The organism is Bradyrhizobium sp. UFLA05-89 (genome assembly GCF_059803475.1).
This window is the reverse complement of record NZ_JBANBA010000017.1, coordinates 59002-71297: the sequence shown is the minus strand read 5'-3', so window position 1 is coordinate 71297 and position 12296 is coordinate 59002. Positions and strand designations below refer to the sequence as shown.

Sequence of the window (12296 nt, the reverse complement as noted above, 5' to 3'; positions counted from 1 at the left end):
GCGGCAGATAGCGATGTCCATTCTCGATTCGATCCAACGGCAGATCCCGCCGATCCACAAGGAGGGCTATCCCTTCATCGGCATCTTCGCGCTGGCGAGCCTCTTCCTGTTCTGGCTCTGGTCGCCCCTGGGGTGGATCGGCACGCTGCTCACGGTGTGGTGCGCGCTGTTCTTCCGCGATCCTGTCAGGGTGACGCCGGTGCGCGAGGGGCTCGTGGTCTCGCCGGCCGACGGGCGGGTCTCGATGATCACGATGGCGCTGCCGCCGGCCGAGCTCGGGCTCGGCGATCGGCCGCTGCCGCGGGTCTCGATCTTCATGAGCGTATTCAACTGCCACGTGAATCGCGCCCCGATAGCGGGCCGGATCGACCGCATCGCCTACCGGCCCGGTCTGTTCATCAATGCCGAGCTCGACAAGGCGAGCGAGGACAATGAGCGCAACTCGCTGGTGATCTCCTCGGCGCAGGGGCGGATCGGCGTCGTCCAGATCGCGGGCCTCATCGCCAAGCGCATCGTCTGCTTCGTCAAGGAGGGCCAGTCGATCGGCGCCGGCGAGCGGTTCGGCCTGATCCGCTTCGGCTCGCGGCTCGACGTCTATCTGCCGCTCGGCACAAGGGCGCTGGTCTCCGAAGGTCAGACCGCGATCGCTGGCGAGACGGTTTTGGCCGATATCGTCGCTGACGACACCGGCCGGTCCTACCGCGCCAGTTAAACTTGCTGCGTGGCTAGACCCTCATGGTGAGGAGCGCGAAGCGCGTCTCGAACCATGAAGGCCCGGATTCAACCCGTGGTCATCCTTCGAGACGCCCGCCTTTGGCGGGCTCCTCAGGATGAGGGCGAGAGTGCTCATTGCGTAGCAGGATTAACTATTACATCGGCGAAAGGTCCCGCGAGCGCATTGGCGGGGGGCGGGGCGGCTTGCTATATCCCGGGGAAGCGAGGTCAAAGCCATGACGCCCTACGACTTCAAGAACCCTGACGTGCGCCGCCGGCGCTTCCGCCCGATCCCGGTGCGGATGCTGGTGCCTAACGTCATCACGCTCCTGGCGATCTGCGCCGGATTGACCTCGATCCGGCTCTCGATCGAAGGGCGGATGACCCTTGCCGTCTATGCGATCGTGTTCGCTGCGGCGCTCGACGGCATCGACGGCCGCATTGCGCGGCTGATCAAGGGCCAGTCGAAATTCGGCGCCGAGCTCGACAGCCTCGCCGACTTCGTCAATTTCGGCGTGGCGCCCGGCCTGATGCTGTATTTCTGGCAGCTGCATGAGCTGCGCAATGCGGGCTGGATCGCGGCCATGGTGTTCGCGATTTCCGGTGGCTTGCGGCTCGCGCGCTTCAACGCCACCATGGACGATCCCAACAAGCCGCCGTTTGCGTCGAACTATTTTACGGGCATCCCGGCGCCCGCCGGTGCGATCACGGTGCTGCTGCCGATCTACGCGGCGTTCCTGGATCTCGGGCGCTGGCCCGCGCCAGTGACGGCCGGCTACACGCTGTTGATCGCCTTCCTGATGGTGTCGCGGTTGCCGGTGTTCTCCGGCAAGACGGTGCGCATGCGCGTGCCGCCGGAGTTGGTGCTGCCGGTGTTCGTCGGCGTGGTCTTCTTCATCGCGCTCCTGATCAGCTATCCCTGGTACATCCTGCTGGCCGGCTCGGTGCTTTATCTCCTCGCCCTGCCGTTGGGCTGGAGGTCCTATCAGAGGCAGGCGCGCGCATTCGCCGCTGCGTCACCGGCGCCGGTCGGCGTCACGCCGCCCGGACCTGCGCCGGCTCTGTCGCCGAACCTGCCGGACCCCCCGCACGACGACCGGCCCGGGCGTCTGCACTGAAGCGCGATCTGATCACGCTTTAGGTTGTTGTTTGAGCATATCTCCGCGCAAACGCGTTCCGCGTTTGTCGCGAGGGAACACCGCTTCACACTTTGCGCTAACGCGGCCCTTCGGGTCCGGATCATGCTCTGAGCCGCAGGCACGGATATCTGCCATGAAGGCGCGCCCGTTGGGTTAACGTCCGATCTCGGCTATATCGCCTTGGGTCTGCGGCGCTTGCGAACAGCCGCGGCCAAAAGGGGAGAGAACGCCGTGACGACATCCGCAACCGGGCCGCTGCCTGCATCCGTCCTCGCAGCGCTTGGCCGCTACGACACGCCGACGATCTGCAACGCCATGGAGATCGTGGCGCCCGAGCGGCGGCTCATCGGCTTCACCACCAAGCCGCTGGTCTGCCCATTTCCCGATCTGCCGCCGATGGTCGGCTACGCGCGCACGGTCGCGATCCGCTCGGTGCTGAAATCCTCGCTTCCTGCAGAAGAGCAGGCCAAGCGCCGCATCGAATACTACGAATATGTCGGCACCGGCCACGGGCCGCGCATCTCCGTGATCCAGGACATCGACGGCCCCGACGTCGGCTACGGGGCGTTCTGGGGCGAGGTGCAGAGCAACGTGCACAAGGCGCTCGGCTGCCTCGGTGTCGTCACCGACGGCTCGATCCGCGACATCCCGCAATGGGCACCTAGCTTCCAGGCGCTCGCCGGCTCGATCGGCCCGTCGCATGCTTGGGTGCATGCCGAAAGCTTCGGCGGCGAGGTGAGGGTCGCCGGCATGACCGTGAAGTCGGATGACCTGATCCACGCCGACAGACACGGCGCAATCGTGATCCCGCTCGACGTCGCCGCAAAACTCCCCGAGGCCGCCGAGCTCTGTGGCCGCCGCGAGACCCCGATCCTCGAGATCGCGCGCAGCCCTGACTTCTCGCTGGAGAAGCTGAAGGCCGCGTTGCAGCGGTCGGCGGAGATCCATTAGCAGTGTGGATCGAAATTTGGGGTATCGGGCGAAGAGGCGATCATGAAAGCGTTCGTTATCGCGACCGAGACTCTCAAAGACGAGGCCATGTTCGCCGAATATCGACGGGCCGTTGCAGAAACGCTAAAGGCTTTCGGAGGTAAATTCGTCGTGCGGGGCGGCAATCTCCAACTGGTGGAAGGGGAATGGCCGCACCCGCGTCTGGTGATTATCGAATTCCCGTCGCGAGAGGCTGCTGAGGGCTGGTACAGATCGCCAGCGTATCAGAAGATCATTGGACTTCGACAAGGAAGCGCGGTCACAAACCTCGTCATTGTCGAGGGGCAGGTAGACTAGATCTCCTGTGAACACGCGAAGACGGGACTGCGCTCAGCCTGGAACTGACCAGCCTGTCGGCTCAACCGGCCGATTATGGTTAGCAGAGTGTTGAGATCGCTATCGTGGCGCGGCAATTCGCCCGCGCGATGAGCCCCGCGATGTAGCCGGATCGAGGCAGGCCACACTTAACCTTTACGCGTCTTTAATGGCAGCTCTTTAGGGTTCCTGCCACGCGGTTCGGGGTTGGGCCGCGCCGCCGGCCAGGACGGCCGGTGTGTGGCGTGCGGGTTGGAGTCTCCCATGGATATCATGACGGGCGTTGGGCTCGTGGCCGGCCTCATCGTCATCTCGGTGATGATGATCATGGGTGGCGATCTCCACATGTTCATCTCCGAACATGCGATGATCATCATCTTCGGCGGCTCGGTCTCCGCGACCATGATCCGCTTTCCGCTCAGTGCGCTGATGCATGGCCTGCCGCTCGGCGCCAAGTTCGCCTTCACCATGAGCCGGCTGTCGGCCCACGATCTCGTCGACGAGCTGGCCCGCATCGCCGAGATCGCTCGCAAGCAGGGCCCGGTGGGCCTGGAAAAGGTCGAGACCGACGAGCCGTTCCTCGCCAAGGGCATCCGCTACGTCGCCGACGGCTACGACCTCGACTTCATCCGCGACAATCTCGAGCGCGATCGCGACAACTTCCTCATGCATCTCGACGAGGGCAGCAAGATCTACCGCGCCATCGGCGACTGCGCCCCGGCCTTCGGCATGATCGGCACCCTGATCGGCATGGTGCAGATGTTCGCCAACATGACCGACCCCTCCAAGCTCGGCCCGTTCATGGCGACCGCGCTGCTTGCGACGCTCTACGGCGCGCTGGTGGCGAACCTGTTCTGTCTGCCGATCGCCGACAAGCTGCACGGCAAGCTGCTCGACGAGGAAACCAACCGCACGCTGATCATCGATGGCATCCTGATGATCCGCGACTCCAAGAGCCCGACCCTGGTGCGCGAAATGCTGCTGGCTTACCTGCCGGAGAAGCATCGCCACGCCGAGGGCGAGCCGGTGCCGGCCTGATCAGCCACGCCGGGTTTAGGACATGGCCAAGAAGAAGCGCGGCGATGCACATGGAGGCGGTCACGGCTGGTTCGTGACTTTCGCCGACCTGATGGGCCTGATGATGAGCTTCTTCGTGATGCTCGTCGCGTTCTCCACCCAGGACGCCAACAAGCTCAAGATCGTCGCAGGCTCCATGCGCGACGCCTTCGGCATCCAGAGCGAGGCGCGCTATGCCGGCATCATCGAATCCGACGGCCTGCCCACGCGCCCCAAGCTGAAGAACGTCGACCACATCCAGCCCGAGGACGCGTCCAACACGCCGACCCCGGATCAGCAGGATCGCGACCGCACTTCGGGCGCGAAGATCAAGGTCGATCGTGACTTCGCGCTTGCCGCGGCCTCGCTCCGCCAGGCGCTTCAGGACCTGCCCGAGCTCACCGAGATGTCCAAGCACATCATGTTCGAGGAGACCAAGCAGGGCCTCAATCTCGAGATCGTCGACCAGGACGGCCGCTCGATGTTTGCGGACGGCTCCAAGGTGCCCTATGACCGCACCCGCCGCCTGATCGAGAAGCTGGCGGTGCCGCTCAAGGCGACGCCGCTGCGCGTTTCCATCGTCGGCCACACCGCTGCGGGCTTCGTGCCGAGCCGCAGCGACTACGGCGCCTTCGACCTCTCGGCTGATCGTGCCAATGCGGTGCGCCAGATCCTCGAGCGTGAAGGGCTGCCGCCCTCGCACATCTTCGCCGTCTCCGGCAAGGCAGACACCCAGCCGCTGTTTCCTGACGATCCGTCCCTGGCCGCCAATCGCCGCGTGACCATCACACTGATGCGCGAAGATCCGCCACTGCCCCCGAATCTGAAGCCCTAAATCCCTTGCGCTACGATTTTACCTGAGGCATGTGGTCGCGCGGCGATGAACGTGGCTGCTCCGTCACAGCATCCGCACGGGCGCCTGCTATGCTGGGGCGATTGACAGGCGCGCAGGAAGCGTCAAAAGGCGCCGGATCAATTCCAGGGAAAAAGCGTTTTCCACCCTCATGACGGCGAGCATCACCACGACCGACGGCCAGGAGGCGACGGCCACGTCAGGCTTTTGGGCCCTGACGCTCGGAAGTATCGGCGTTGTCTTCGGCGATATCGGCACCTCACCGCTCTACGCATTTCACGAGGCGGTCAGGGGGGCGGCCCATGGCGAGCCGGTCTCGCGGGTCATCGTGCTCGGCGTGCTCTCGCTGATCCTGTGGGCGCTCCTGATTGTCGTTACCGCCAAATATGTCCTGCTGTTGCTGCGCGCCGACAACAACGGCGAGGGCGGCACGCTTTCGCTGATGGCGCTCGGCCAGCGCGCGCTCGGGCGGCGAAGCTGGTTCCTGCTCGCGCTCGGCGTCGTCGGCGCCTCCATGTTCATCGGCGATTCCATGATCACGCCGGCGATCTCGGTGTTGTCGGCGGTCGATGGTCTGAAGCTCGCGACGCCTGCGTTCGAGCACTACGTCGTGCCGCTCACCGTCTTCATCCTCGTGGTGCTGTTTGCAGTCCAGAGCAAGGGCACCGCGCTGGTCGCTTCCGCCTTCGGGCCGGTGATGGTGGTATGGTTCACCTGCCTCGCGGTGATGGGCATCGTTCACATCGCCGACGATCCGTCGGTGCTGGCGGCGATCAATCCCTATTACGCGCTGCAATTCCTGCTGACGCACGGCACGATCGGGCTTGTGACCCTCGGCGCGGTATTTCTCGCGGTCACCGGTGGCGAGGCGCTCTACGCCGATCTCGGCCATTTCGGCCGCAAGCCGATCCAGTGGGCCTGGCTATTCTTCGTGCTGCCCGCGCTCCTGATCAACTATTTCGGACAGGGCGCACTGGTGCTGTCGGATCCCAGCGCGATCGAACATTCCTTCTATCGCATGGTGCCCGAGCATCTGGTGCTGCCGCTGGTCGGACTTGCGACCGCGGCGACCGTGATCGCGAGCCAGGCCGTGATCACCGGCGCCTATTCGCTGGTCTATCAGGCGGTACAGCTAGGCCTCTTGCCGCGCTTTGCGGTCCGCTACACCTCCGAGTCTCACGCGGGACAGATCTATCTGCCGCGCGTGAACCGGTTGCTGCTGATCGGTGTGATGCTGCTGGTGCTGTTGTTCCGCACCCCGGGCGGGCTCGCCTCGGCCTACGGCATCGCGGTCTCCACCACCATGGTGGCCGACGGCATCATGGGCTTCGTCGTGATCTGGAAGCTCTGGAACTGGCGCGCCGCAACTGCGGCAGCGGTGATCCTCCCCTTCGTCGTGGTCGACATGACCTTCTTTGGCGCCAATCTGCTCAAGCTGCTGGAAGGCGCCTGGGTGCCGCTGTTGTTCGGCGCCTGCATGGCCGCAACGATTTGGACGTGGCGGCGGGGAACGGGAATTCTGCTTCAGAAAACCCGCCGCATCGAGGTACCGCTGGACGACCTGATCCGGAGCCTGGAGAAGCGGCCGCCACACATCGTCAAGGGCACCGCGGTGTTCCTCACCAGCGATCCCGCCTTCGTGCCGACCGCGCTGCTGCACAATCTCAAGCACAACAAGGTGCTGCACGAGCACAACGTGATCCTGACGATCGAGACCGCGCACACCCCGCGGGTCGACCTTTCGGAGCGGTTCCGGATGGAGAAGATCAGCGACAAGTTCTCCAAGGTGCGACTACGCTTTGGCTTCATGGAACAGCCGAACGTGCCCAAGGCGTTGGCGATTGCGCGTAAGCAGGGCTGGCAGTTCGACATCATGTCGACGTCGTTCTTCGTGTCGCGCCGGTCGCTGAAGGCCTCGGCGCAATCGGGGATGCCGCTGTGGCAGGACCACATGTTCATCGCGCTCAGCCGGTCCGCCAACGACGCCACCGATTACTTCCAGATTCCGACTGGACGGGTGGTTGAAGTCGGTACCCAAGTCACTATCTGAGCGAAATTGGCGGACTTATGCAATTTTTGCATGGCAAAGCCCCAAAATCGCGCTAGGCTATGCCGGTAGCGCAGGACTATAAGCCGCGCGCTCTCTTCCGCCATTGTGCAGTGAAGCATTTCTAGAGGCCAACAGTCTCTCCCATGACCAGTGAAGTCGCAGTTCCCGCCCCGGAAACGGTGGCGGCCAATGGGCATGGCGAAGCCCACACCACGGCAGGTTTCGGCGCCCTGACGCTCGGCAGCATCGGCGTCGTCTATGGCGATATCGGCACCAGCCCGCTCTACGCGTTCCGCGAGGCGGTGACGGCGGCATCCGGGGCGGAGGGCGCGCCGACGATCGCGGCCGTGCTGGGGGTGGTCTCGCTGATCCTGTGGGCGCTCGTCGTCGTGGTGACGCTGAAATACGTCGTGATCCTGCTCCGCGCTGACAACAACGGCGAGGGCGGCACGCTCGCGTTGATGGCGCTGGCCCAGCGTGCGGTCGGCACCGGCGGGGCGACCATCGTCCTGCTCGGCATCATCTCCGGCGCGCTGTTCTACGGCGACGCGGTGATCACACCGGCGGTCTCCGTGCTGTCGGCCATCGAAGGCATGAAGGACGTCACGCTGACGTTCGAGCCTTACATCGTTCCGCTGACCGTGGTGATCCTGCTTTGCCTGTTCGCCGTGCAATCGCGCGGCACGGCGCGCGTCGCGGCATTCTTCGGTCCGGTGATGTGCGTTTGGTTTGCGGTCATCGCCGTGGCGGCGATTGGTCCAATCCTCCGGCAGCCGCAGGTGCTGTTCGCGCTGAACCCGCTCTACGCGGTGTCCTTCATGCTCCACCACGGCATCATCGGCTTCGTCACGTTGGGCGCGGTGTTCCTGGCGGTCACCGGCGCCGAGGCGCTCTATGCTGATCTCGGCCATTTCGGCAAGCGGCCGATCCAGACCGCCTGGCTGTTCATCGTGCTGCCGTCGCTGGCGCTGAATTATTTGGGGCAGGGCGCTCTCGTGCTGGATGATCCCGGCGCGATCGTGAGCCCGTTCTTCCAGTTGTTTCCGCAAGGGTGGCTCCGCGGCAGCATGGTCGTGCTTGCCACAATGGCGACCGTGATCGCGAGCCAGGCCGTCATCACCGGCGCCTACTCTCTGACGCGCCAGGCGATCCAGCTCGGGCTGCTGCCGCGATTTGAAATTCGCCATACATCTGAGGCCCATTCCGGGCAGATCTTCATCCCGCGCATCAACCAACTGCTGCTGGTCGCCGTGATCCTGATGGTGCTCTTGTTCCGTTCGTCCAGCGCGCTGGCGTCGGCCTACGGCATCGCCGTCACCGGTACGATGGTGGTCACCGGATTGATGGGCTTTGTCGTGATCTGGAAGGCCTGGAGGTGGTCGCCGCTTGCCGCCGCCGCGCTCATCGCACCGTTCCTGTGCCTCGACTTGACCTTCCTGGCGGCGAACCTGCTCAAGGTGTTCGAGGGAGGCTGGGTGCCGCTGGCGCTCGGCGCTCTCATGATCCTCCTGATGTACACGTGGCGGCGCGGCAGCCGGCTGCTGTTCGAGAAGTCGCGCAAGCTCGAGTTCCCGCTCGCCGACCTCGTGGCGATGCTGGAGAAGCGGCCGCCGCAGCGGGTGCCCGGAACGGCCGTGTTCCTCACGTCCGATCCGCTAAGCGCCCCGACCGCGCTCATGCATAGTCTGAAGCACTACAAAGTGCTGCATGAGAAGAATGTCATTCTTACCATCGAGACCGCGCAGACCCCGCGCATCGATCCGTCCGAGCGCGTCAAGCTGGAGCAGATCAGCCCGACCTTCTCCAAGGTGACGCTGAAGTTCGGCTTCATGGAATCGCCCAACGTGCCGAAGGCGCTGGCGATTGCCCGCAAGCTCGGCTGGCAGTTCGATATCATGTCGACCTCGTTCTTCCTGTCGCGCAGGGCGCTGAAGCCCGCCGCTCATTCCGGCATGCCGCGCTGGCAGGACCGCCTGTTCATCTCGCTGAGCCGCTCGGCGAACGATGCCACCGACTATTTCCAGATCCCGAGCGGTCGGGTGGTCGAGGTCGGAACGCAGGTGACGATCTAGCGCCGAGATGGCGCTCCGTCCGTGTCCACCGCTGTCATCGCCCGGCTTGCCGGGACCGGGCGATCCAGTATTCCAGAGACGGCGAGAGATACGGAGAGGTCGCGGCGTACTGGATTCCCTGCTTTCGCGCCTTTCGAGGGGAATGACACAGAATGAGTGGTGAGAGGTAAAGCAGGATCTTCGGGCACCCTGAAAGCCGCGCTTCAACGCCCTGCGATTTAGCTTTAACTTGCGCAAGGCAGCTCAAGCCTTTGTAGCGCTTGATTTTCGGTGCCCGAGAGGCGAGGTTGCCGCCCGCCGGGATCGCCCCGGCAAGCTGCTCGCGACGTTGGAGGATGATGTGGCACATCAAGTACAGGACCTGACCCCGGACGAGGTCTCCAAGGGTGTTGCGGAAGGCCGTTATCTGCTCGTCGATGTCCGTGAGCCCAACGAGGTTGCCGCGGAGGCCTATCCCTACGGCGTCGTCGTGCCGCTCTCGACCTTCGATCCAAAAGCGATTCCTGATCCGCAGGGCAAGGACGTCGTGTTCGCCTGCCGCTCCGGCAAGCGCTCGGTGACGGCGTCGCTCGCCGCGCAAACGGCGGGCCTTGCCTACGACAGGCATCTTGCGGGCGGCATACTCGGCTGGAAGGCCGCAGGACTCCCGACCAAGGTCGGTGGCTGATCCAGGCGATGACGTCCAAGAGCTCTTCCCTGAACAAGGTCTTCGCCGACCTGCCCGTCACCATCTTCGAGGCGATGTCGCAGGCCGCGCGCGACAATGCCGCCATCAATCTCGGCCAGGGCTTTCCCGACGATCCCGGCCCTGAGGACATCCGCCGCGCCGCGGCCGATGCCTCTGTGAACGGCTACAATCAGTACCCGTCGATGATGGGCATCCCCGAGTTGCGCCAGGCGATCGCGACGCATTACGGCCACTGGCATGGGCTGAAGCTCGATCCGATGAGCGAGGTGATGGTGACCTCCGGCGGCACCGAGGCGCTGACCTCGGCGATCCTCGCGGTGGTGCGGCCTGGCGACGAAGTGATCTGCTTCCAGCCGGTCTATGATTCCTATCTGCCGATCATCCGCCAGGCCGGCGGCATTCCGCGCCTGGTGCGCCTCGAGCCGCCGCATTGGCGGCTGAATGAGGACATGCTGAAAAGCGTGTTCAATCCAAAGACCAAGGCGGTCCTGTTCAACAACCCCTTGAATCCGTCCGCCGTCGTCTTTCCGCGCGAGGACATCGAGCTGCTGGCACGCTACTGCCAGGAGTTCGATGTGATCGCGATCTGCGACGAGGTCTGGGAGCACGTCACCTTCGACGAGCACAAGCACATCCCGCTGATCACCATTCCCGGCATGCGCGAGCGCACCATCAAGGTCGGCTCGGCCGGCAAGATCTTTTCGCTCACCGGCTGGAAGGTCGGCTTCGTCTGCGCCGCACCGCCGCTCTTGCGGGTCGCGGCCAAGGTGCACCAGTTCCTGACCTTCACCACCGCGCCGAACCTGCAGGCCGCGGTCGCCTATGGCCTCGGCAAGCCGGACGAATATTTCGTCTCGATGCGCAAGGATCTGGCGCGGAGCAGGGACCGTCTGACCAAGGGCCTGGAGAGCCTCGGCTTCCCCGTGCTGAAGTCGCAAGGCACGTATTTCCTCACCGTCGACCTGTCGCCGCTCGGCCTCAACGAGAGCGACACCGAGTTCTGCTGGCGGATCGTGAAAGACTACAAGGTCGCGGCGATCCCGGTGTCGGCGTTCTACGAGCAGGACCCGGTGACCTCGGTGGTGCGCTTCTGCTTTGCCAAGAAGGACCAGACGCTCGACACCGCACTCGAGCGGCTGTCGGACGCGGTGCGCGGGCGCAAGAGGTAGACCTGAGATGACGAACGTCGGCCGTTCCGGCTTTGGCCTTGGTTTCGCGATCGCCGCGGCGCTGACGTTGCTTTGCGCTCCCGCAGGGGCCGAGGAGCGCGTCGTCAACTTCTACAACTGGTCCAACTACATGGCGCCGGATGTCTTGGAGGCCTTCACCAAGGACACCGGCATCAAGGTGGTCTACGACACCTTCGATGCCAACGAGACGCTTGAGACGCGCCTGATGGCTGGCAAGTCCGGCTACGATGTCGTGGTGCCCACGGCGTATTTCCTGCAGCGCCAGATCAAGGCGAACATCTTCCAGAAGCTCGACAAGTCGAAGCTGCCGAACCTTGCCAACGCCTGGCCGATGGTGAACCAGCACCTTGCGACCTACGATCCCGGCAACGTCTTTGCCGCGAACTACATGTGGGGCACGACGGGCATCGGCTACAACGTCAAGAAGGTGAGGGAGATCCTCGGGCCCGACGCCAAGATCGATAGCTGGGACATCGTCTTCAAGCCGGAGAACCTTGCGAAACTCAAAGACTGCGGCGTGCACATGCTCGACTCCGCCGACGACATCTTTCCGGCGGCGCTGAACTATCTCGGGCTCGATCCGAACTCCACCAAGCAGGCGGACCTGGAGAAGGCCGCCGACGTCGTGGCGAAGGTCCGCCCCTCCGTGCGCAAGTTTCACTCGTCCGAATATCTAAGCGCGCTCGCCACCGGCGAGATCTGCTTCGTGGTCGGCTGGTCCGGCGACATCATGCAGGCCCGTGCCCGTGCGGCCGAGGCCAAGAGCGGCGTCGAGATCGGCTACACGATCCCTCGGGAGGGCGCGCAGATGTTCTTCGACAATCTCGCGATCCCTGCGGACGCCAAGAACGTCGCGGAAGCCTACGAGCTGATCAACTATCTCTACCGTCCGGATGTCGCCGCCAAGAATTCGGACTTCCTGTCCTACGCCAACGGCAATCTCGCCAGCCAGAAGCTGGTCGACCCGAAGATCCTGAATGACAGGAACATCTATCCGGACGATGCGACGCTCGCAAAGCTGTTCGTCATCACCGCCCGTGATCCCGCCACGCAGCGGATCATCAACCGGCTCTGGACCAAGGTGAAGACGGGGCGGTAGTCATGCCGCGTTCGGCGAGCCAAGCAATCCGAAAACCTCGATCCTCACCCTGAGGAGCTTGCGTAGCAAGCGTCTCGAAGGGCGAGGCCGCCAGCGGGGCCTTCATCCTTCGAGACGCCGCGCAAGCGCG

Annotated in this window: 11 protein-coding genes; all 11 read left to right on the top strand. The window is 64.1% G+C overall.

Going from position 1 to position 12296, the window contains the following annotated elements; genetic code table 11:
* Positions 1-7 precede the first annotated feature (7 nt).
* The 11 genes from SO139_RS11995 (at position 8) to SO139_RS11945 (ending at position 12166) form a co-directional block, all read left to right on the top strand.
* Positions 8-712, top strand: coding sequence for a phosphatidylserine decarboxylase (locus SO139_RS11995; RefSeq protein ID WP_449378903.1), 705 nt, complete (start codon positions 8-10; stop codon positions 710-712).
* A 238-nt stretch (positions 713-950) separates the two neighbouring features.
* Positions 951-1832 (top strand): CDP-alcohol phosphatidyltransferase family protein, encoded by an 882-nt coding sequence (locus SO139_RS11990; protein WP_449378865.1) that lies wholly within the window; start codon positions 951-953, stop codon positions 1830-1832.
* A 252-nt stretch (positions 1833-2084) separates the two neighbouring features.
* The gene (locus tag SO139_RS11985) at positions 2085-2804 is read left to right on the top strand and encodes an RraA family protein (RefSeq protein WP_449378864.1); all 720 of its coding nucleotides are present in this window, start codon (positions 2085-2087) and stop codon (positions 2802-2804) included.
* Positions 2805-2846: 42 nt separating this feature from the next.
* Positions 2847-3140, top strand: a complete 294-nt coding sequence (locus SO139_RS11980; RefSeq protein WP_449378863.1) for a DUF1330 domain-containing protein — start codon at positions 2847-2849, stop codon at positions 3138-3140.
* A gap of 282 nt (positions 3141-3422) precedes the next feature.
* Positions 3423-4196: a motility protein A gene (locus SO139_RS11975; RefSeq protein WP_449378862.1), complete on the top strand. Its 774-nt coding sequence runs from the start codon at positions 3423-3425 to the stop codon at positions 4194-4196.
* A gap of 22 nt (positions 4197-4218) precedes the next feature.
* A complete protein-coding gene (locus SO139_RS11970; protein WP_449378861.1) occupies positions 4219-5049 on the top strand; it encodes a flagellar motor protein MotB in 831 nt (276 codons plus the stop codon).
* Between the two features lie 169 nt (positions 5050-5218).
* Positions 5219-7117, top strand: a complete 1899-nt coding sequence (locus SO139_RS11965) for a potassium transporter Kup (RefSeq protein WP_449378860.1) — start codon at positions 5219-5221, stop codon at positions 7115-7117.
* A gap of 143 nt (positions 7118-7260) precedes the next feature.
* Entirely contained in the window at positions 7261-9189 is a 1929-nt protein-coding gene (locus tag SO139_RS11960) for a potassium transporter Kup (protein WP_449378859.1), read from the top strand.
* Between the two features lie 340 nt (positions 9190-9529).
* Entirely contained in the window at positions 9530-9856 is a 327-nt protein-coding gene (locus SO139_RS11955; protein WP_449378858.1) for a rhodanese-like domain-containing protein, read from the top strand.
* 8 nt (positions 9857-9864) lie between these two features.
* Positions 9865-11046, top strand: coding sequence for an aminotransferase (locus SO139_RS11950; RefSeq protein WP_449378857.1), 1182 nt, complete (start codon positions 9865-9867; stop codon positions 11044-11046).
* 7 nt (positions 11047-11053) lie between these two features.
* Entirely contained in the window at positions 11054-12166 is a 1113-nt protein-coding gene (locus SO139_RS11945) for a polyamine ABC transporter substrate-binding protein (RefSeq protein ID WP_449378856.1), read from the top strand.
* Positions 12167-12296: the final 130 nt, after the last annotated feature.

What these genes read in the sequence shown, in the direction of transcription:
- SO139_RS11970 (WP_449378861.1), top strand. Translation starts at nt 4,219, where the DNA reads ATGGCCAAGAAGAAGCGCGGCGATGCACATGGAGGCGGTCACGGCTGG.
- SO139_RS11950 (WP_449378857.1), top strand. Translation starts at nt 9,865, where the DNA reads ATGACGTCCAAGAGCTCTTCCCTGAACAAGGTCTTCGCCGACCTGCCC.
- SO139_RS11990 (WP_449378865.1), top strand. Translation starts at nt 951, where the DNA reads ATGACGCCCTACGACTTCAAGAACCCTGACGTGCGCCGCCGGCGCTTC.
- SO139_RS11960 (WP_449378859.1), top strand. Translation starts at nt 7,261, where the DNA reads ATGACCAGTGAAGTCGCAGTTCCCGCCCCGGAAACGGTGGCGGCCAAT.
- SO139_RS11945 (WP_449378856.1), top strand. Translation starts at nt 11,054, where the DNA reads ATGACGAACGTCGGCCGTTCCGGCTTTGGCCTTGGTTTCGCGATCGCC.
- SO139_RS11980 (WP_449378863.1), top strand. Translation starts at nt 2,847, where the DNA reads ATGAAAGCGTTCGTTATCGCGACCGAGACTCTCAAAGACGAGGCCATG.
- SO139_RS11975 (WP_449378862.1), top strand. Translation starts at nt 3,423, where the DNA reads ATGGATATCATGACGGGCGTTGGGCTCGTGGCCGGCCTCATCGTCATC.
- SO139_RS11965 (WP_449378860.1), top strand. Translation starts at nt 5,219, where the DNA reads ATGACGGCGAGCATCACCACGACCGACGGCCAGGAGGCGACGGCCACG.